Origin of the sequence: Bradyrhizobium sp. LA6.8, assembly GCF_040547935.1 — a bacterium.
Lineage (GTDB): Bacteria > Pseudomonadota > Alphaproteobacteria > Rhizobiales > Xanthobacteraceae > Bradyrhizobium > Bradyrhizobium barranii.
In genome coordinates this window covers 93,337-112,314 of record NZ_JBEPQQ010000013.1, presented here as the reverse complement: position 1 = coordinate 112,314, position 18,978 = coordinate 93,337, and the positions used below count along the sequence as shown (strand labels likewise).

The following is an 18,978-nucleotide window of genomic DNA, read 5'->3' as shown; positions in this document are numbered from 1 at the left end:
GGGAACCATCATGAAGCTGCGCACCGTCACCCTGTCGTTGCTCGCATTGCTGTCGGCGGCGCTGCCGGCACGCGCCGAGGATCCTGCCGCCTACCCCACCCACAAGATCAAAATGCTTCTGCCCTATGCGGCCGGCGGCGGCGGCGACGTGATCGGCCGCTTGCTCGCCGACAAGATGGGCAAAACGCTTGGACAGAGCGTCTATATCGAGAACCACACGGGTGCTGCCGGCACACTCGGCACGCAGATGGTCGCGGCGTCGCCGAACGACGGCTACACCATCACCGTCGGCGGCATGACCACGCATGTGCTGGCGCCGGCGATCTATCCAAAACTGCCCTACGATTCGATCAAGGATTTTACGACGATCGGACGCATCGGGACGTCCTCGATCATGCTGGTGGCGACCAGGGATTTTCCCGCCAATGACATCAAGAGCCTGATCGCGCTTTCCAAGAAGGGCGAGCCGATCCAGTACGGAAGCTGGGGCGTCGGCTCGACCGGACAATTCTGTGCGGAAATCCTGATGCAGCAGACCGGCATCAAGATGGATCACGTGCCGTTCAACGGCATCGCCAAACTCGCGGGCGACCTGCTTGGCGGCCACATCTCGCTTGCAACGCTGGACATGGCAACCGCAACGCCGCTGGTGAAGGACGGCTCTATCAAGGCGCTGGCCGCCTGCGGCGAGCGCTCGCCGAGCCTGCCTGACGTCGCAACCTACAAGGAACAGGGCGTGCCGTTCGACCGCAGCCTATCCTGGGCGATGTATGGTCCCGCCGGCCTCGCTCCCCCGATCGCACAGAAATTGTCGGCGGCGTTGAAGGACGCGCTGGGCGATGCCGAGGTGAAGGAGAAGCTTTTGGGGCTCGGCATCACGCCGCAATACGTGCCGGGCGACGAGCAGCGCGACATCAACGCCCGCGACATCGCGGCCTGGAAGCAGGTTGCCAGGGACGCAGGCATCGAGGTCAAGTGACGATCGCGAGCGATCAGAAGGGAGCGCGGGCATGAGCCGCATTTTCGGCGCGGTGCGTCAGAACGGATACGTCGTGCGGGACATCCAGGCCGCGATGAAGCACTGGATCGAGGTGATGGGCGTCGGTCCCTGGTACTACATGGACCGCGTCAAGACGGACTGGTTCCGCCACCGTGGCCAGGACTCCGCGGTCGAGATGAGCATTGCGCTGGCCAATTCCGGCGATCTCCAGATCGAGCTGATCCAGCAGCGAAACGATGCGCCCTCGCTGTACAAGGAATTCCTCGACGCCGGCCACGAGGGCCTCCAGCACATGTCCTACTGGAGCCACGACTATCAGGCGCTCTACGACAAGGCACTCGGGCTCGGCTACAGGATAGGCCATGAAGGCCAGATCGGCGGAGACAAGGGACGCTTTGCCTATTTCGACACGCAGGCCCATCCAGGAACCATCATCGAAATCTCCGACATCAGCGGCACCAAGGGGCCGTTCTTCGATAAGGTCCGGCAGGCGGCGATGACCTGGGACGGAACGCGGGCGATCCGCGAGGTCGGCGGAGCGAAACCTTAAAATCCGACCGCCGGATTGCGACCGGAAGAAGCCACTGGTGCGGTACGACCGCGATCCATGGTAGCATGAACCTCGTGTCCGAACCTTCAGCGAGGAAGCATGTCCAACACTGACAAGGTTTTCGCCGGCTCGATTCCGAAAATCTACGACGAGTATCTCGTCCCGCTGATCTTTGCCCACTACGCCGCCGACATCGCGAAGCGTATCGCGGCTCTTTCCCCGTCGACGATACTGGAAACCGCGGCAGGTACCGGCGCCGTTACGCGGGCCGTGACCGCGGCGCTGCCTCCCGGCATCCGCTACGTCGCAACCGATCTCAACGAGCCGATGCTCGCGATCGCGGCGCAGCGCCAGGGTGAGGACCCGCGCATGACATGGCGTCAGGCGGATGCCACCGCCCTGCCCTTTGACGAAGCCGCGTTCGACGCGGTCTGCTGCCAGTTCGGCGTCATGTTCTTTCCCGACCGCGTCAAAGGCTATGCCGAGGCAAAGCGGGTGTTGCGACCGGAAGGCGCGTTCGTATTCAACGTCTGGGACCGCATCGAGGAGAACGTGTTCGCTGACGACGCCACCGCCGCGCTCGGACAAATGTTTCCCGATGATCCGCCCCGTTTCATGGTGCGGACGCCGCATGGCTATCACGACAAGGCCATTATCAGAGCCGACCTGGAACAAGCGGGCTTCCGCCACATCTCGATCCAAACGCTTGCTGCGGTGAGCCGCGCGCCGTCGGCCGAGTATGTCGCGATCGCGCTCTGCCAGGGTACGCCGCTGCGGAGCGAGATCGAGGCCAGGGATGCCAGCAAGCTTCAGGCTGCGACCGACCTCGTCGCCGAGGCACTCCGATCGCGCCATGGGTCCGGAGCGGTCGAAGGCAAGATTCAGGCGATCGTGATCGAGGCTCGGCCATAGGTGCGGACCCTCAGCGCAGGTTTGCGCGAAGCTCGCGCACGCCGCGTCCGAGCCGTTCCCGCAAGAGCGTCCGGAGCGTCGCGCCGTCCTCATAGCCGACCTCGGCGGCGATCGCATCGACGTCGAGACCGCTGCCATGCAGCAGCGACTGTGCGCGCTCGACTCGCAGATCCTGAAAGTAGGAGAGCGGAGACTTACCGAGCACCGACTCGCACCGGCGCTGCAAGGTGCGTGCGCTCGTCGCGAGCGCACTGGCGGCCTCCTGCAGCGAAAACCCTTGCTTGAGATGTTCGCGCGCCCAGCGCTCGAAACGCTGGATGAGCGGATCGGCCTGCGCGAGGTGATTGGGAATGATGAAGGGCGCCTGCAGGGAGCGCAGGTCGGCGAGCAGATAGCGCGACACGACGGCCGCGAGTTCGGGGCTCGCCTGGCGTATGAACCACAGCGCAAGATCGAGATGCCCCATCGCAGCGCCCGCCGTGACGACGCGGTCCGATGTCACCAGCATGCGTGTCTCATCGAGACGAACATTGGGGTAGCGTTGGCGAAACAAGGGTGACAGCCACCACGTGGTGGTCGCGTCCCGTCCATCGAGCAGCCCCGCCTCCGCCAGCACGAAGGTACCGATGCAGGACGCGGCGATGCGCGCGCCCTCGGCGTACCAGGACTGGAGCTGTTTCACTGCCTCTCTGACATCGCGCCGGTCGAGCGCCGGAATCAGCTGTTCCGGCCGGCTCGTATTCAACGCCGGCACGATGACCCAGTCCGGCTTCAGATCGGACGTTACCGATTTGACGGGGATCGCAAAGCCCTGCCCGGATCGGACTTTCTTCCGCACGCCGACAATTGAGACATCGAAATGGGGCGCTCCGCCCGGTTGAGCGGCTGCGAAATTGTTGGCGATCGTGAACGCATCGAGCGTCACGGTCAGCCCGGTGTCCCAAAATCCCTCCAGGGCGAGCAATTGAATGCGCATGGCGGAAACGCTCTCAAAGTTGTCGTTTACGACAATACCGTTCGAACGGAAGCAAGCCTAGCTTGCGATGCAACGGCAACCGGAACGAAGGCCTTCATCGCGATCGATAGATAAGAGCAATCATCTGAACCAACAACGCTATTCCAGATGTTCGCTCGAGGAATCGATGGCGTAAACGCATCTAAAAATGGCGTTTTTGCCAGCATTGCAGGAGGCCCTTGATCCGATGCCGTCCACTGACAAGCAGCAATCCAAAGGAGCCCACATGAAAGTCATCGCCATCGGTAACATCGGCAAGGCACCGACACCCGAGCAGCGGCAGCAGATCATGCCGAGGGAAGTGCCGGCCACGCTCAGGCTGTATCTCGACGGGAAGATCGAGCAGTTCTGGTTTCGCCAGGACAAGCCAGGCGTGGTCTTCCTGATGAACGTCGAATCCCTCGAACAGGCCAAGGCGACCGTCGACGCACTGCCGCTCGTCACCGACGGCTTCGCCACTTACGAGTTGATGCAAGTCGGTCCGCTCGCGCCGCTGGGCATGCTCATCCAGGGCAAGTGACCGCGCGTCGGACCGACACGCGACGCTTCCACCAACCTTCCGAACCGGCCCGCATCGCCGCCGTTCCACGGCGGCGATGCAACGTGCGGCAATCGCTGCCGGCGAAGCATGACTAAATGAAGAGCGTAAACCTCGTAACATGGAGGATTTCAAATGAAGCTTACACTCGCTGCCGGTCTCCTGGCATTCGCCCTGTGCCTGACCTCCGCCGTCCCCGGACGCGCGCAGTCACCCACGCCACCGACACCGACCACCCGAATTCTCGCGATCGGCACGGTGAACCCCGGCGCCGATGTCGCCGCTGCGCGCGCCATCCTGCCGACGGAAGTGCGCGAGACGGTGAAGCTCTATCTCGATGGCAAAATCGACCAGTGGTACTCGCTGCAAAATCGTGTCGGCGTCGCGTTCATCCTGAACGTCACGGATATCGCGGCCGCTCATGACATGCTCGAAAAGCTGCCCCTGGGGCAGGCTCATCTCATGAGCTTCGAGCTGATCCCGCTTGGCCCGCTCAATCCGCTTCGGCAGTTGCAGGGCATGTCGACGGGTCCACAGTAGACAGCCGGTATGCCCGTCGTCGGCGCCGCTGCGGTCGCCGACGACAGATATCTTCAGCTCAGGCGACGACGCGGCCCAGCGCGGCGCGCCGTCCTACCAGAAGCCCCGCTGCATCGGCTGCGCCGGCTGATAATACTGATACTGGCCGCGGCGGCGCGGATTGACGGGCTGCGGGTTCGGCTGCTGCTGGAAGAAGAAGCCGAAGCCGTTGCCGCCATTGCCCCAGCTGTCATCGCTTGCCATTTCCATCGGCGGCGGCGCGGTCGGCTTGCGGGTGATGAAGCCGCCCTGCGGATGATTGCTCAGCACCGCGACGAACTCGGTGCGGTAGTTGGTCTCGGCGCTCAGCGGCTCGTCCGAAATCACGATCGACGAACGCGGCAATGCCGTCGGCCCGATGCGATCCCAGACGTCCTGCGGAATGGTGATGCGATCGAGCGCGTCCTTGGCGTCGTCGCCGTTCTCGATCGTGACCACGCTCCAGCGCAGCCCCGTATCGTTCTTCGCCATCGCCGTGAAGATATGCGTGCCGAGCGGCTGGTCGGGATTGCGGATGGTGACGGGAACCTCGATGCTGGTGTCGAACACTTCGCCGCCGCCATCCGGCGCCGGCTTGTGCGTGTTCCGCCGCACGTAGAGCTTCTGCGTCGCGCGGCTGATGTAAACGGACACCGGCTCAAGCGCGAGCTTGGCGTCGGTCGCAGCCGTCACGGCATCGGCCTTCCTGGTTGCCGCGACCTTTGCCGCCTCCTTGGTGGCGGCAACGGCGTCGCGCTTCGGCTGCGCGGCGGCCTTGGCGGCCTCGAGCGCCGACGCAGCGTCGGCGGCCTTGGTCGCAACCTTCTGCTTCAGCTCCTCGGCCTGCGCCCGCGCCTGATCGGTCTTGGCAGCCGCGATCTTCTTGTCGGCGAAGGCGAGCTCGGCGTCGGCCTTGGCCTTCTGCTGTTCCAGCTTGCGCAGCGATGCGGGAAGCGACGCGGCCTCCTTCGCGGCCGCGGCCGCAGCCTTCTTGGCCTCGGCGGCAGCCTGGATCGCCTCCTCGGCTTCAGCGGAGAGCTTGTCGGACCGGTTCGGCACGGCCGCGATGGCCTCGCGCTTCGGCACGAACAGCGAGGGATGAGTGAAATCGATCGGGGCCGCGTCGTTCGGCGAGATGATCACGCGCATGCCGATGTTGGTTTTGTCGAACAGGCCCTCGGCAAAGCCGAAGGGCATCCGCACGCAGCCGTGCGAAGCGGCATAGCCCGGCAGCGGCCCGCCATGCAGCGCGATGCCGTTCCAGGTGATGCGCTGCATGTTGGGCATCCAGGCATCGTCATACATGGTCGAACGGTGGTCCTTGTCCTTCTCGACGATGGCGAAGACGCCGGCCGGCGTCTCGCGCCCGGTGGTGCCGGTGGACACCGGCGCGCGCAGGATCCAGCCGTCGGAATCGTAGAAAGTCACTTGCTGGCTCTTGATCGACACGATCGCCATGATCGGCTCGCCGGCCTCGCGCGGCGCCACCGCCTCGGCCGGCTGGCGGGCCTGCTTGGCCGCCTCGGCGCTTCCGCTCAGCGCCGTCAGGGCAACGGCCGTTGCGAGCGCAACAAGTCCGGGGGGCCGCCAACGCCGCATCGCCGTGGTGGATTGCGCCGTCGTCATCAGGTCTTTCATGCCATTCCCCGGTCCAAGTACCAGTCCGCGCCTTACGTCGATCACGTCAGATTGCGATCTTTGAATTAAGAATTCGCAGCCACCTTGCGTTCCGTATCCGGCAATATTCGGACCTATCAGGCGGCAAATCTCTCATATACGAGGGCTCGCGCGGGCGGAAGGTGGGCTGGGGCCGGAGCTGGCCCGGGGCTGGTCACGAATCGCTGCGGCACAATGTCCGGTTAGTGGGTACGGCGCCCGATCAGCCGGGTCATTGCAGCGCCGAACAGGCCGAACAGCGCATACACCATGAGCGGCAGAGCGTGCGCGGCAGCCTGCCCGACCGGTTCGTGCTCCACGATTAGCAGGACCGCGAACACGGTCAGGCTCAGGAGGACGCAGATGAGGGCGGCAGCAAGGCCCAGCCTGCGCAGAACGAAGGCAAAGTCGGTGGTGGTCATGACCGCATCCGGGGCGAAGATGAACAGACCTACGCTAGACCCGCCCGCGCCAGCAGGATGTGACCGTCATCACAGAGATGCGGTTCCCGAACTCCGGCCGGCTCAGGACGCGACCCCGACCGCCTTGCTATCCACCGCCGCCTGGATTTCCGCCTCGCTCAGGCCCGCCTCGCGCAACACCTCACGCGAATGCTCGCCGAGGCGCGGCGCCATGCGATGGATGCCGGCCGGGCTTTCCGAGAATTTCGTCGCGGGCCGCGCCTGCCGGATTCGGCCTTCGGTCGGATGCTCGATATCCGCAAACAGTGCGACGGCGGCGAGATGCGGCTGCTCGCCGATCTCGGTGAGCCGGGCGAAGGCGGTGTGCGGCACGTCCAGCCGCAGCAAAAGCTCCTCCCATTCCGCCGTGGTGCGGGTCGGCCCGATCTCGCTCATGCGGTCATAGACCTTGTCGATGTTCTGGGAACGAAGCACGGGGTCGCGCACCCCGAGCTCCTCGATCAGCTCGGGGCGGCCGACAGCCTCGAAGAACGCGCACCAATTGTCTCCGGAGTAAGGCAGCATCGTCAGCCAGCCATCCTTGGTCTGCACCGGGCGCCGGTTCTTCATCCGCTTGTAGCCGGTCGGGCCGATCGGCGGATCGAACGCGTGCCCGCCCAGCATCTCGATACTGTTGAAGCCGGCGATGGTTTCCAGCATCGGGACTTCGACCATCTGGCCCTGCCCGGTGCGCTCGCGCCGGAACAGAGCCGCGGACACCGCGCCGACCATCGCCATCGCGCAGATCTTGTCGCCGATCAGGCTCGGAACGAATTCCGGCTCCTCGTCCGACCCGATCGATGACGCCAAACCCGACGCGGCTTGGATGATTTCGTCGAATGCGGGGCGCGCTGCCCACGGCCCGTCCTGGCCGAAGCCGGTCGCCGCGGCATAGATCAGGCGCGGATTGAGCTTTGCGCAGGCCTCGTAACCGAAGCCGAGCCGCGCCATCGCCGCAGGTCGCACATTGGTGACGAGCGCATCGACCGTCGGGATCAATCGCGCCAGCGCCGCCTTGCCGTCCGGATGCTTCAGATCGAGCGCGAGGCTGCGCTTGTTGCGGTTGACGGCCATGAACTGGCCGCTCATCCCGCGGTTCCGGAACACGCCGGTGTAGCGCCAGGTATCGCCCGCGGGCGGCTCGACCTTGATGACATCGGCGCCCCAGTCGCCGAGCATCTGCGCGGCGTAGGGGCCGAACAGCACGCTCGTCAAATCGAGAACGCGGATACCGCTGAGGGGGCCGGTCGGTGTCATCGTCGTTTCACTGTCGTTGGAGAAAGCAACTGTGGGATAAGACAGGCGGGCCAGGCTGATGCCAGCCCGCCCGTCACACTGCGTCGATCCTATTCGCCGATCACGTCGCCGAACAGCTCCCAGGACTTGCCGTTGAAGCGCGCCATCTGTAACTGCCGGATCGGCGTCACCTGCTCGGCCGAGGTGTTGAGCTTGATGCCCGGCAGCAGCATCGGCAATTCGACGTCCTTGAACGACTGCGTCTGCTTCATCAAATTGGCGCGGGTGAGGTCGTTGCCGGCGCGCTGCAGCACCAGCTCCATGATCTGCGCCATGGTGTAGCCGGTGACGTTGAAGACGTCGGCCGGATCGGCGCCCGAATTGTACGTCTTCATCCACTCGCGCCAGGCTTTCATGCCGGAATCATTCTCCCAGCGCGGATCACCGGGATCCTTCTGGAAAGCACCGGTGACGATGCCGACGGAATTGTCGAGCCCGGCCGGCACCAGCACGGAGCCGACGGAGTTGGAAACGGCGGGAAGGATGATCTGCGGCTTCCAGCCGAGCTCGGCGATTTTCTTGATCGCTTGCGCCGCGAATTTCGGCGTGCACTCGTTGAAAACAACGTCGGCGCCGGCGGCCTTGAACTTGACGATCTGGGAGTCCACGGTCGGATCCGATGTCTCGTAGGTGGCCTCGGACACGATCTGGTTGGCGTGCTCCCCTAACCCTTCCTTGAAGCCGGCGAGATAGTCGCGCCCGGGATCCTCGTTCGGCGTGATGACGGCGATTTTGGCATTCGGCTTGTTCGCAAGAATCCACTTCGCATAGATGCGGCCTTCCGTCCGGTAGGTCGGCTGCGAACCGGTGGTCCAGGGAAAATGCTGCGGATCGTTCCAGCGGCTGGCGCCGCTCGACGGGAACAGCTGCGGGATCTTCTTGGCGTTGAGGTATTTCTGCGCGGCGATGTTGGGACCGGTGCCGAGCATCGAGAACATCGCCAGCACCTCGTCGCTCTCGGCGAGGCGGCGAACCTGCTCGACCGTCTTCGACGGCGAATAACCGTCGTCCATGCTGAGCAGCTCGACCTTGCGGCCGTTGATGCCGCCCTTGTCGTTGAGCATCTTGAAATAGGCGATCTCGGCGCGGCCAATCGCGGAATAGGCGGAGGCCGGTCCCGAGTAGGGCATGGTCTGCCCGAGCTTGATCGACGTGTCGGTCGCGCCGGTGTCGTAGTTTCCGGCCGTCGCGGCCGAAGCGGCGCCCAGCGCCGCAAGCAGAGCAACGACTCCGCGGACCAGTTGTCTTCCCGGCATGCTCGGCATCTCCTTCCCAGGCAAGACGCATCGACGCGCGAGCTCACAGGCTGCCGCCGGCGCCCTCCACTTTCTTCTTGGTTATCATCGGCCGCATCGATTGCGATGCCGGCGAGCGCGACGATACAAGGATTATGAAGCGTGAGATGTAGCGAAGAATTCAGATGCGTATGCGCATCGCGCAGCCGTTCTATTTTGCGCGCGCGTTACACGGCAATGTGAGCGTCAGACCTCAAGCCATTCCTGCCGCACGGCGGCATTGGCCTTGAGCTCGTCCGGCGTGCCCTCGAACACGACGCGGCCGTGGCCCATGATGTAGACGCGCTTCGAGATCCGCATCGCGATCGAGAGCTTCTGCTCGACCAGCAGGATTGCGACGCCGGCCTGCGCGATGCGCGCGATGAGATCGCCAACCTGCTGCACGATCAGCGGCGCCAGACCTTCGGTCGGCTCGTCGATCATGATCAGGTCCGGATCGCCCATCAGCGTCCGGCACGTCGTGAGCATCTGCTTTTCACCGCCCGACAGCACGCCCGCGGCCGTATCGGCACGCGCGGCGAGATTGGGGAACATCTCGAGCATATCCTCAAGCCGCCATTTGCCGGGGCGGCGCGTGTCCTTGACGCCGAGCAGCAGGTTCTGGCGAACCGTCAGGCTCGGGAAGATATCGCGATGTTCAGGGACATAGCCGAGGCCGAGGTGCGCGATCTTGTAGCTGGGAAGGCCGGCGATGTCCTTGCCCTTGAAGCGGATCGTGCCTTGCGGCGCGACCTCGCCCATGATCGCCTTGACCGTGGTGGAGCGGCCGACACCGTTGCGGCCGAGCAGGCTCACGACCTCGCCTGCGGCGACATCGAGGTCGACGCCCTGGAGGATGTGGCTCTTGCCGTAATAGGCGTGGAGATCCCTGACCTCGAGCATCAGTGCGCTTCCTCGCCGAGATAGGCTTCCTTGACCTTCGGATCGCGCCGGATCTCTTCCGGCGTGCCCGACGCGATGATGTGGCCGTAGACCAGCACGGAGATGCGGTCGGCAAGGCCGAATACGACGCTCATGTCGTGCTCGACGATGACCAGGGTCTTGCCTTCGGTCAGCCGCCGGATCAGCGACACCGCGCGGTCGGTTTCGGCGTGGCTCATGCCGGCGGTCGGCTCGTCGAGCATGACGACCGTGGCCCCGCTCGCGATGGTGATGCCGATCTCGAGCTCGCGCTGCTCGGCGTAGGTCAGAAGCCCCGCCGGAACATCGCGCCGATGGGTGAGATGGATGTCGTCCAGGATCTGGGCCGTGCGCTCGCGCACTTCCGGCAGGCTGTCGACGTTCTTCCAGAAGGCGTAGCGGTGCCCCGTCGCCCACAGCACGGCACAGCGGACATTCTCCCAGACCGACATGCGGGCGAACACGTTGGTGACCTGGAACGAGCGCGACAGGCCGCGCCGGTTGATCTCGAACGGCCGCAGGCCGGAGATCACATCGCCGTTCAGCTTCACCTCGCCCGAGGTCGGCTTGATGTGGCCGCTGATCAGATTGAACGTCGTGGATTTTCCTGCGCCGTTCGGGCCGATGACGGCGTGACGCTCGCCTTTCGCGACGCTGAGGTTGAGGTCGCGGATGATGCCGACATTGCCGAAGCGTTTTTCGACGGCGCGGACTTCGATGGCTGCTGCGCTCATGCCAGATACCCCCGGTCACGGGCGACCGTCGCAGCCCTGTCCCACGCGTCCGCGATCCTCCGCCAGCTCAGCCGCGCGACGAACGCACCGCCGACGACGAGAACTGCCGCGGAAATCCACGTCACCGGGGATTTCGCATTGAACGGAATGCCAAACAGGTTGATCGGGTCGCCGCCGGAATAGCGCGCGACCGTCTCGATGGTGAGGATGACGCCGCAGGCGAGCGCCAGGGTCGGCACGACAGCGACGAGATAGGACGGGATCACCGTCCACAGCGTTCCGGCGCGAACCAGCGGCCGGTGCATCATCAACAGGCCGGCGATGCCGCCCGGCGCGAACATCACGATGCCGATGAAGATGATGCCGAAATAGAGCTGCCAGACGCTGGTGAGGCCTGTCAGCCCGAGCTGGAGATAGGTGACGAGGATCGCGCCAAGGATCGGCCCGAAGAAATAGGCGATGCCGCCGATGAAGGTGGAGAACAGCACCAGGCCGGACTGGATCGCACCGAGCAGCGCGGAGTTCGCGATCTCGAAATTGATCGCGGTCAGGCCGCCGGCGACGCCCGCGAAGAACCCGGCAAAGCAATAGGCGAGATAGCGAACGACGTGAGGATCGTAGCCGATGAACTGGACACGCTCGGGATTGTCGCGGACGGCATTGCTGATCCGTCCCAGGGGCGTCCGGGTCAGCGCGTACATCACGATGGCCGACAGCACCAGCCAGAACGCGATGAGGTAATAGACCTGAAGCTGCGGCCCGAACGACCAGCCGAACATCTTGGGCAGCGCGGTGCGATCCGTGGTGATGCCGGCTTCGCCGCCGAACACCGAGCGCAGGATCAGCGAGGACGACGCCACCAATTCGCCGATGCCGAGCGAGATCATCGCGAACACGGTGCCGGCGCGCTTGGTCATGACCCAGCCGATGATGACAGCGAAGACGAGACCACCGATCCCGCCGAACAGCGGAATGAACGGCAGCGGGATCGGCCAGCCATGCGACACCACCGCATTCATCATGTGACAGGCCGCGAAGCCGCCGAGGCCGTAATGCACGGCATGACCGAACGACAGCAGGCCGGTCTGGCCGAGCAGGATGTTGTAGGAGAGCGCGAAGACGATCGCGATGCCGATCAGGCTGAAGGACGTCAGCGAGCCGCCGGAGGAGAAGATCAGCGGCAGGACGATCAGCGCGGCAATGCCGATCAGCCAGACGCCGTAGAAGCGCAGGCCGTCGCCGGCGGGCTTCGATGTCGAAATCGGTTTGGCGGTCATGACTCGCGCGTCCCCATCAGGCCCATGGGGCGAACGATCAGAATGAGCACCAGCAGCATATAGGGAACGATCGGCGCGACCTGCGCGATTGTGACGTTCCAGATGTCGGTGAGGACCGACGGTCCCGTCGACGGATCGAGCGGTCCGAACGCACTCGCCAGCGAGCCGTTCAGCGCCACCGCAAAGGTCTGCACCAGTCCGATGACGAGCGAGGCGATGAAAGCACCGGGCAAGGAGCCGAGGCCACCGAACACGATGACGACGAACAGGATGGGCCCGAGCGCCGCGGCCATGTCCGACTGCGTGACCAGGGCCGGACCGGCGATGACGCCGGCAATGCCGGCGAGCGCGCTGCCGACGCCGAACACCACCATGAACACGCGCCCGACATTGTGGCCGAGATGCCCGACCATGTGCGGATGCGTCAGCGCCGCCTGCACGATCAGGCCGACGCGGGTGCGCTTGAGCACGACCAGCAGCGCCACGAAGATCACGACCGACACGGCCAGCATGAAGATCTTGTAGGCGGGATAGTTGGTCGAGAAGATCGTGAAGGCCGGGAAGTCGAGCAGCGCCGGCACGCGATAGTCGACCGGGCTCTTGCCCCAGATCATCGACACGATCTCTTCGATCGCAAAAGCCAGACCGAACGTCAGCAGCAATTCCGCGACATGACCGTGCTTGTGGGTGTTGCGTAGGCCATAGCGCTCCACCGCCATGCCGATGGCCCCGACCAGCAGCGGCGCCAGCACCAGCGCCGGCCAGAAGCCGATCCACTTGGTGAGCTGGAAGCCGAAGAAGGCGCCGAGCATGTAGAAGCTGGCATGCGCGAAGTTGAGCACGCCCATCATGCTGAAGATGACGGTCAGCCCGCTCGACAGCAGAAAGAGCAGCATGCCGAACAGCACGCCGTTCAGGGTCGAAATGACAATGAGTTCAAGCACAGCGCACTCGTCTCTGTCCGGGGCCTGATGGCCCCGGTGAACATCGCCCAATCAAGAATAGTCCGGCCACCGCCTTCCCGCGACCGATGCCTGCCGCGGGAAAACGACGGATGTCGTGATTACGGCCGCGCCATCTTGCAGGTCGTGGGGACCATGGCCTGCGCCGTGTCGACCTTGGAGACGAGGTGCCAGCCCCAGCCGGTGTTTTCCTCGTCGAACGGCTCATTCTCGGTCAGCTTGCCGAAGGAGGAAATGTAGATCGGCTGAAGGAACTGGTGGTCGTCCTTGCGCATGATGCCGGAGCCGCCGTCCAGGACCTCGAACTTCAGGTCCTCGAGCGCCGCCGCCACCTTCACGGGATCGATCGAGTTGGCCTTCTCGGCAGCCGCCTTGAACATGCGCATCTCGTTGACCGCACGCGGGTACCAGAGCGACAAATTGACCTTGGCGCGGAACGCCTTCTCGTAATCCATCGCGGTCTTGTTGCCGGAATTCGCAAAGCCTTCGGTGATCTGGAAGACCTGATGATCGAGACCGGTCTGCTTGACTGCAGTGGGGCCGCCGGCGCCGCCGGCATAATAGGTGTACCAGTTGACCTTCAGGCCGGCGTCAGCGGCAGCCTTGAGCAGCAGCGCGAAGTCCTGGCCCCAGTTGCCGGTGACGACGCTGTCGGCGCCGGACGCCTTGATCTTGGCGATATAGGGCGAGAAATCGGTGACCTTCAGCAGCGGATGCAGTTCGTCGCCGACGATCTGGATGTCGGGCCGCTTGGCGCCGAGCATCTTGCGCGCGTCGGAGCGGACGGACTGACCGAACGAATAGTCCTGGTTGATCAGGTACACCTTTTTGATCGAGGCGGTGTCCTTCATGTAGTTGGTGAGCGCCTCCATCTTGATGTCGGAGCTCGCATCCCAGCGGAAATGCCAGTAGCTGCACTTCTCGTTGGTCAGGCTGGGATCGACGGCGGCGTAGTTGAAGTACAGCACTTCCTTGCCGGGATTGCGCGTGTTGTTCTTGGTGACGAAATCCGACAGCGCCGCGCCGACGGACGAGCCGTTGCCTTGCGTGATGTAGTGGACCCCGGCGTCGATCGCCTTCTGGGCCTGCACCAGGCTTTCCTGCGGATTGGTCTTGTTGTCGAGCGGCACGATCTCGATCTTGTGGCCGAGAATGCCGCCCTTGGCGTTGAGCTCGTCGGCCAGATACTGGAATGTCTTCAGACCACCCTCGCCGACGCTGGCACCACCGCCGGAGAGCGGATCGATGTAGCCGATCTTGAGGGTGTCCTCAGCCGACGCGGCATGACCGAGCATCGGGGCGATCACGGCAATGGCCAAAGTGAGCTTGCGCATTTTTTCGTTTCCTCGCTGGCTATCGACTTTAGTCGATGGGCTTTTTGCGCATGTTGCAGCGCAATTGCAGATCCCTAATGAGCAGAACGAACTTTGATTTTCAAGCTCGGCGAGACATGGCTCCGGCCATCGTTATGAAATGTGAAGGCGGCTACCCGTCTCGCCGGCAGCTTTCCGCGACGAGGAATAGAACGCAAGGGGAAACTGGCCTGCGCGGCGCGCCCGACGACGCAGGTGTCGCAGCCGTCTACAGGCTGCGATAGTCCGCGATTCCCGACAGGTCCGGCGTGAATCCGAGCCCCGGTTCCTCGCCGAGGACGATCGTACCATCAGTGACATTGGCAACGGCACCGCAGAACCGGTCGCGCAGCGGATTGTCGTTGGCATCGACCTCGAGCCAGCCGTCGCCGCCGATGCCCGCCAGCAGATGCGCCGAGGCGAGCAGTCCGATGCCGCCGCCGAGATAATGCGGGCAGAACGTCTTGCCCGCCTTCAGAATGTCGCGCGCGACGCCAGCGCATGCGCTCAGCCCGCCCCATTTCGCGATGTCGGGCTGAACGACGCCGAGCACGTCTTCGGCCAGGACGTCCTTGAATCCCTCGACGCTCGAAATGTTCTCGCCCGCGGCAATCGGCATTTTCGCGGCTGCCCGCAGCCTGCGCCATTCCTCGCGCGGCCGGTCGGCGCGGATGGGCTCCTCCAGCCATCGCAGATCGAACGCGGCCAACCGCGGCACCATCTCCAGCGCCTGATCGACCGACCAGCCCTGATTGGCATCGGCAGCGAGCATGCCCGCACCGACGATCGCGCGCAGCGCGGCCAGATTGGCGAGGTCGGTCTCGGCACCGAAGCCGACCTTCAGCTTCAACGCGCGATGGCCACGCGCGAGCGCGGCTTCGGCCGCCTGCGCGGCGCCGCCCGGATTGATGCCGCTGGCATAGACCTTGATCCTGCGCGACTGCCCACCGAGAAGCCGCCACAGCGGCAAGCGCTGCCGGCGCGCGGAGAGATCCCACAGCGCGAGATCGATGCCCGAAATCGCCTGCGCGAACGGACCGGGCTCGCCGCATTGAAGCGCCAGCACTTCGGTACCCTTCGTCAGGACCTCGAAAGCCTGGGCGGGGCCGTAGAACCTGCGCCCGACAAGGCCCGGAGCCAGCACTTCGTTGACAAGCCGGGCACGGTGCTCGGCGCCCGGTGCAGGAAAGTTGGACCAGGCTTCGCCCCATCCCTCGACACCGTCCTCGTCGACTGCGCGAACGAAGACGGCCGGTCGGTTGAGCATCTTGCCGAACGACGTCACCACCGGCGTCGCCAAGGGATAGCGATAGCAGAACGCCTCGATCGAGCGGATCGTGAAGCTGTCAGTCGTCATATTGCAGGTCCTGCGACCGAGGTGAGACCACGCGGGACCGTTACCATCTCAGTAGGCGCGCGCGAAGTCACCTTCCTGCTTGATATCAGCGAACACCGGGAAGCGCGCCTTCCACGGCGTGCCCTTGGCCGTGGTCAGTTGATTGAGCCGTTCCAGCACCCCGAGGCCATCCTTGCGCAGGCTGGCCGACACCGCTGCGCGGTCCGGAAAGTTCTTCAGAACGGCATCCAGCCAGATGGTGCGGCCCGCCAGGAAACCGCTTGCGCCTGCGGCATAGGAGTAGTCGAGCACGCGCTCGAACTTTTCAGGCGCAGCACCGCCCGACAGCAACACCCAGGGGATGCCGCGTTCACGGCAGATGTCACCGATCGCATCGAACTCCTTCTGCGCGGCCTTTGCTTCCGTGCTGCCGTCACGCGCTGGCAGGCTGTTGGCTGCAAGCGGGCTCTCCAGCTTGAGAAGATCGACGCCGTATTCAGGCTTTGCGAATTCGCGCACGCTGTCGATGACGAGGCCCGGGAGCTTGCCGGGCGATTCCACGTAATCGGCCGTGTGATTGGCGCTGCCGAGGAACGGGTAGACCAGCAACTCGAGCACGTACGGGATATCGTGACGGGCGCAGTCTTCGCCGATTTCGCGCACGAAACGCTTCTGGTGCTCGTTCACCGCCGCATCGGCGTCCGGCCGGTACCAGGCCAGCACCTTGACGGCGTCGCCGCCCATGGCGCGGATCTTTTCCACGCTCCAATTGGTGATCGCACGCGACTTGCGGCCGCCCGCGGTTTCCTCAACGCGGTGCTCTTCCAGCGTCATGATCAGGCCGCAGCGCGGCGGCAGCAGGTCGATCGCGGCAGGCACTGCGAAGTTCGGGTCGAACAGCATCGAGCTGCAATGCGGCGCGAGGTTCTCGACCAGGAGGCGCTTGGCCGCCGTGACGTCGGAATATTCGACCTGATCCCGCGTGATCCCCTTCGCCTTTGCAATGGCGTCGAACAATGGCGGCCGCTGATCCAGCGCGACCATGCGAAAATGGCCATCCGCGTCAGCAAGCCGTGCCAGGCCGCGGTTCTTTCCAATCGTTCTCATGGCTTCGTCCTCATGAATACAAGACACTCGTTGATATCGGGGATTCCGTTCCGGCCGCCGGCGTGGCGGCATTTCATGGCGGCCGTCGCCGCCGAAAACGCCATGGCGGCGCGCACATCGAGGCCGGCGCCGATCGCGAGCGCATAGGCGCCGTGGAAGACGTCGCCCGCGCCTGTGGTGTCGACGACGTCGACGGCGTAGGCGGCCTGCCGGTGCGGCTGGCCGTTCTCGTACCAGCTCACGCCGCCCTCGCCGCGCGTGACGGCGATGACGCGACAGCCGAAGCGCGCAAGGGCTGCGAGAGATTTATCTTCGGCCGAGCCGGCAAAGGCGGCGAGCGCGGGCTCGGAGAAGATGGCGTGATCGGTCAAGGGCAGCAGCCGTTCGAATAGCTCGGCATCGGCCATGTCGCCGTCGAGCACCGTCGGAATGCCGCGCGATCGCGCTTCCCGAAACAACGTCGCGGCGCCTTCGACCCAGCGCGGATCGGCCAGCACGGAGGATGCGCGCGCGACGGCTTCGAGCGGAAGCCAGTCTGCGGTTTCCGGGTAAAGGCCACGGAAATTCACGATCTGCCGCTCGCCGCGGCTATCGACGATAATCCCGGAGACCGACGAGCGACCATCGGGAAACAGCCGGAAATTCTCGACATCGACGCCTTCAGCGGTGAAGGCCGATTTCATCTCATGGCCGGCGGCATCATTCCCTGCCCGCCCCCAGAACGCGACGGACGCGCCGAGCTTCGCCACGGCCACGCTCGCATTGGCGGCCATGCCGCCGCCGAGCGTGCCGTACTCGACGGCCTTGATCTTCTCGCTTCCACCCGCGAACGGCCGATCGACGCGCCAGACCTGGTCGAGCGCGGACAGGCCGAGGCAGATCACGTGCACGGGCTTCGTGCCGGACGCGAGGTCGGCCAGCGCCGAGAGATCGCCGATGTTTGCCGACGCACTCACCGCAAGACCTGTCCGTTGGATGCAGCGAACAAATGCGTCTTGCCCGACTGTGGGCGCAGATTGATGCGATCACCAACCTTCGGCCGCAGCGCCGGATCGACCCGCGCGATGGCAGAGCCGCCGGCGAGATCGAAATGGATCAGCGTGTCCGAGCCGAGCGGCTCGACCAGCTTGACGTTGATGGCGATGCCAACGGCGGCATCAGTGGCGATGGCAAAGTGTTCGGGGCGAATGCCCAGCACGGCGTTGCCGGCCTTGCTCAGGCAGCCGGCGGTCTCGCCGTCCAGCGGCACCACCGTTCCGCCTTGCGACAGGATCGCGCGCTCCTGACGCCATTCGACCGGGAAGAAATTCATCGCGGGCGAGCCGATGAAGCCGGCGACGAACTGGTTGGCGGGCCGCTCGTAAACCGTCTCCGGTGTATCGTATTGCTGGATCGTGCCGCTCTGGAGCACGACGATCCGGTCGGCCATGGTCATGGCCTCGATCTGGTCATGTGTCACGAAGACCATGGTGGTCTTCAGCTCCTGCGACAGCGCCTTGATCTCCGCCCGCACCTGCCCGCGCAGCTTCGCATCGAGATTGGAGAGCGGCTCGTCGAACAAGAAGGCCTTGGGATTGCGCACGATGGCGCGGCCCATGGCGACGCGCTGGCGCTGGCCGCCAGACAACTCCTTCGGCTTGCGGTCGAGATAGGGCTCGATGTGCAGCAGTGCGGCCGCACGCCTCACGCGGGCGTCGATCTCGGCCTTCGGTGTGCCTCTCAGCTCCAGCGCAAACGACATATTGTCGTAGACCCGCATGTGCGGGTAGAGCGCGTAATCCTGGAACACCATCGCGATATCGCGCTGCGCAGCCTGGACGCCGTTCACGCGCTTGTCGCCGATGTAGAGATCGCCGGACGAAATCGGCTCGAGGCCGGCGATGATGCGCAGCAAGGTCGACTTGCCGCAGCCGGACGGGCCGACGAACACGACGAATTCGTGGTCCGCAATCTCCAGATTGAGATCGGGGATCACGGTAAAATTGCCGTAGCGCTTGGTGAGGTTGCGGATCGAGATCGAGGCCATGAT

The 18,978-nt window shown here is 64.5% G+C and carries 19 protein-coding genes; 5 read left to right on the top strand and 14 right to left on the bottom strand.

What is annotated here, in order from left to right:
* The first annotated feature begins 10 nt into the window (after positions 1 to 10).
* The 3 genes from ABIA90_RS41070 to ABIA90_RS41060 all read left to right on the top strand — a co-directional run bounded on the left by ABIA90_RS41070 (position 11) and on the right by ABIA90_RS41060 (position 2,462).
* Entirely contained in the window at positions 11 to 979 is a 969-nt protein-coding gene (locus tag ABIA90_RS41070) for a Bug family tripartite tricarboxylate transporter substrate binding protein (protein WP_354121301.1), read from the top strand.
* A 31-nt stretch (positions 980 to 1,010) separates the two neighbouring features.
* Positions 1,011 to 1,550: a VOC family protein gene (locus ABIA90_RS41065; RefSeq protein ID WP_354121300.1), complete on the top strand. Its 540-nt coding sequence runs from the start codon at positions 1,011 to 1,013 to the stop codon at positions 1,548 to 1,550.
* A gap of 99 nt (positions 1,551 to 1,649) precedes the next feature.
* Positions 1,650 to 2,462, top strand: a complete 813-nt coding sequence (locus ABIA90_RS41060) for a class I SAM-dependent methyltransferase (RefSeq protein ID WP_354121299.1) — start codon at positions 1,650 to 1,652, stop codon at positions 2,460 to 2,462.
* A 10-nt stretch (positions 2,463 to 2,472) separates the two neighbouring features.
* On the opposite strand, the gene ABIA90_RS41055 is transcribed toward ABIA90_RS41060, so the two are convergent.
* Positions 2,473 to 3,438 carry a GlxA family transcriptional regulator gene (locus tag ABIA90_RS41055; RefSeq protein ID WP_354121298.1) on the bottom strand — a complete coding sequence of 322 codons (966 nt, stop codon included), beginning with the start codon at positions 3,436 to 3,438 and terminating at the stop codon, positions 2,473 to 2,475.
* Positions 3,439 to 3,625: 187 nt separating this feature from the next.
* Between ABIA90_RS41055 and ABIA90_RS41050 the strand changes: the two genes are divergently transcribed.
* Both ABIA90_RS41050 and ABIA90_RS41045 read left to right on the top strand, forming a co-directional pair.
* A complete protein-coding gene (locus ABIA90_RS41050) occupies positions 3,626 to 3,997 on the top strand; it encodes a hypothetical protein (protein WP_354121297.1) in 372 nt (123 codons plus the stop codon).
* 153 nt (positions 3,998 to 4,150) lie between these two features.
* The gene (locus ABIA90_RS41045) at positions 4,151 to 4,555 is read left to right on the top strand and encodes a hypothetical protein (RefSeq protein ID WP_354121296.1); all 405 of its coding nucleotides are present in this window, start codon (positions 4,151 to 4,153) and stop codon (positions 4,553 to 4,555) included.
* A 93-nt stretch (positions 4,556 to 4,648) separates the two neighbouring features.
* On the opposite strand, the gene ABIA90_RS41040 is transcribed toward ABIA90_RS41045, so the two are convergent.
* The 13 genes from ABIA90_RS41040 to ABIA90_RS40980 all read right to left on the bottom strand — a co-directional run bounded on the left by ABIA90_RS41040 (position 4,649) and on the right by ABIA90_RS40980 (position 18,975).
* Positions 4,649 to 6,211 (bottom strand): L,D-transpeptidase, encoded by a 1,563-nt coding sequence (locus ABIA90_RS41040; RefSeq protein WP_354121295.1) that lies wholly within the window; start codon positions 6,209 to 6,211, stop codon positions 4,649 to 4,651.
* A gap of 221 nt (positions 6,212 to 6,432) precedes the next feature.
* Positions 6,433 to 6,651, bottom strand: a complete 219-nt coding sequence (locus ABIA90_RS41035; protein WP_071916378.1) for a hypothetical protein — start codon at positions 6,649 to 6,651, stop codon at positions 6,433 to 6,435.
* A gap of 102 nt (positions 6,652 to 6,753) precedes the next feature.
* On the bottom strand, positions 6,754 to 7,947 hold the full coding sequence (locus ABIA90_RS41030) for a CaiB/BaiF CoA transferase family protein (RefSeq protein ID WP_354121294.1): 1,194 nt from the start codon (positions 7,945 to 7,947) through the stop codon (positions 6,754 to 6,756).
* A gap of 89 nt (positions 7,948 to 8,036) precedes the next feature.
* On the bottom strand, positions 8,037 to 9,251 hold the full coding sequence (locus ABIA90_RS41025; protein ID WP_038958996.1) for an ABC transporter substrate-binding protein: 1,215 nt from the start codon (positions 9,249 to 9,251) through the stop codon (positions 8,037 to 8,039).
* A gap of 216 nt (positions 9,252 to 9,467) precedes the next feature.
* On the bottom strand, positions 9,468 to 10,163 hold the full coding sequence (locus ABIA90_RS41020) for an ABC transporter ATP-binding protein (protein ID WP_063985355.1): 696 nt from the start codon (positions 10,161 to 10,163) through the stop codon (positions 9,468 to 9,470).
* Positions 10,163 to 10,915 (bottom strand): ABC transporter ATP-binding protein, encoded by a 753-nt coding sequence (locus ABIA90_RS41015; RefSeq protein WP_028149572.1) that lies wholly within the window; start codon positions 10,913 to 10,915, stop codon positions 10,163 to 10,165. Before ABIA90_RS41015 ends, ABIA90_RS41020 begins: the two co-directional genes overlap by 1 nt.
* Entirely contained in the window at positions 10,912 to 12,192 is a 1,281-nt protein-coding gene (locus ABIA90_RS41010; protein ID WP_354121293.1) for a branched-chain amino acid ABC transporter permease, read from the bottom strand. The genes ABIA90_RS41015 and ABIA90_RS41010 overlap by 4 nt, the downstream gene beginning before the upstream one ends.
* Positions 12,189 to 13,136 carry a branched-chain amino acid ABC transporter permease gene (locus tag ABIA90_RS41005; protein WP_038936438.1) on the bottom strand — a complete coding sequence of 316 codons (948 nt, stop codon included), beginning with the start codon at positions 13,134 to 13,136 and terminating at the stop codon, positions 12,189 to 12,191. Before ABIA90_RS41005 ends, ABIA90_RS41010 begins: the two co-directional genes overlap by 4 nt.
* 119 nt (positions 13,137 to 13,255) lie before the next feature.
* On the bottom strand, positions 13,256 to 14,488 hold the full coding sequence (locus ABIA90_RS41000) for a branched-chain amino acid ABC transporter substrate-binding protein (RefSeq protein WP_208084893.1): 1,233 nt from the start codon (positions 14,486 to 14,488) through the stop codon (positions 13,256 to 13,258).
* 247 nt (positions 14,489 to 14,735) lie between these two features.
* Positions 14,736 to 15,863: a mandelate racemase/muconate lactonizing enzyme family protein gene (locus ABIA90_RS40995; protein ID WP_354121292.1), complete on the bottom strand. Its 1,128-nt coding sequence runs from the start codon at positions 15,861 to 15,863 to the stop codon at positions 14,736 to 14,738.
* A 48-nt stretch (positions 15,864 to 15,911) separates the two neighbouring features.
* Positions 15,912 to 16,949: a tagatose 1,6-diphosphate aldolase gene (locus ABIA90_RS40990; protein WP_354121291.1), complete on the bottom strand. Its 1,038-nt coding sequence runs from the start codon at positions 16,947 to 16,949 to the stop codon at positions 15,912 to 15,914.
* Complete coding sequence (locus ABIA90_RS40985; RefSeq protein WP_354121290.1) at positions 16,946 to 17,905, bottom strand: sugar kinase; 960 nt, start codon at positions 17,903 to 17,905, stop codon at positions 16,946 to 16,948. The genes ABIA90_RS40990 and ABIA90_RS40985 overlap by 4 nt, the downstream gene beginning before the upstream one ends.
* Entirely contained in the window at positions 17,902 to 18,975 is a 1,074-nt protein-coding gene (locus ABIA90_RS40980) for an ABC transporter ATP-binding protein (RefSeq protein ID WP_354121289.1), read from the bottom strand. Before ABIA90_RS40980 ends, ABIA90_RS40985 begins: the two co-directional genes overlap by 4 nt.
* Positions 18,976 to 18,978: the final 3 nt, after the last annotated feature.

Bases quoted from the DNA above. Each gene is read 5' to 3' on its own strand.
- ABIA90_RS41070 (WP_354121301.1), top strand. From the start codon at position 11: ATGAAGCTGCGCACCGTCACCCTGTCGTTGCTCGCATTGCTGTCGGCG.
- ABIA90_RS41065 (WP_354121300.1), top strand. From the start codon at position 1,011: ATGAGCCGCATTTTCGGCGCGGTGCGTCAGAACGGATACGTCGTGCGG.
- ABIA90_RS41060 (WP_354121299.1), top strand. From the start codon at position 1,650: ATGTCCAACACTGACAAGGTTTTCGCCGGCTCGATTCCGAAAATCTAC.
- ABIA90_RS41055 (WP_354121298.1), bottom strand. From the start codon at position 3,438: ATGCGCATTCAATTGCTCGCCCTGGAGGGATTTTGGGACACCGGGCTG.
- ABIA90_RS41050 (WP_354121297.1), top strand. From the start codon at position 3,626: ATGGCGTTTTTGCCAGCATTGCAGGAGGCCCTTGATCCGATGCCGTCC.
- ABIA90_RS41045 (WP_354121296.1), top strand. From the start codon at position 4,151: ATGAAGCTTACACTCGCTGCCGGTCTCCTGGCATTCGCCCTGTGCCTG.
- ABIA90_RS41040 (WP_354121295.1), bottom strand. From the start codon at position 6,211: ATGAAAGACCTGATGACGACGGCGCAATCCACCACGGCGATGCGGCGT.
- ABIA90_RS41035 (WP_071916378.1), bottom strand. From the start codon at position 6,651: ATGACCACCACCGACTTTGCCTTCGTTCTGCGCAGGCTGGGCCTTGCT.
- ABIA90_RS41030 (WP_354121294.1), bottom strand. From the start codon at position 7,947: ATGACACCGACCGGCCCCCTCAGCGGTATCCGCGTTCTCGATTTGACG.
- ABIA90_RS41025 (WP_038958996.1), bottom strand. From the start codon at position 9,251: ATGCCGAGCATGCCGGGAAGACAACTGGTCCGCGGAGTCGTTGCTCTG.
- ABIA90_RS41020 (WP_063985355.1), bottom strand. From the start codon at position 10,163: ATGCTCGAGGTCAGGGATCTCCACGCCTATTACGGCAAGAGCCACATC.
- ABIA90_RS41015 (WP_028149572.1), bottom strand. From the start codon at position 10,915: ATGAGCGCAGCAGCCATCGAAGTCCGCGCCGTCGAAAAACGCTTCGGC.
- ABIA90_RS41010 (WP_354121293.1), bottom strand. From the start codon at position 12,192: ATGACCGCCAAACCGATTTCGACATCGAAGCCCGCCGGCGACGGCCTG.
- ABIA90_RS41000 (WP_208084893.1), bottom strand. From the start codon at position 14,488: ATGCGCAAGCTCACTTTGGCCATTGCCGTGATCGCCCCGATGCTCGGT.
- ABIA90_RS40995 (WP_354121292.1), bottom strand. From the start codon at position 15,863: ATGACGACTGACAGCTTCACGATCCGCTCGATCGAGGCGTTCTGCTAT.
- ABIA90_RS40990 (WP_354121291.1), bottom strand. From the start codon at position 16,949: ATGAGAACGATTGGAAAGAACCGCGGCCTGGCACGGCTTGCTGACGCG.
- ABIA90_RS40980 (WP_354121289.1), bottom strand. From the start codon at position 18,975: ATGGCCTCGATCTCGATCCGCAACCTCACCAAGCGCTACGGCAATTTT.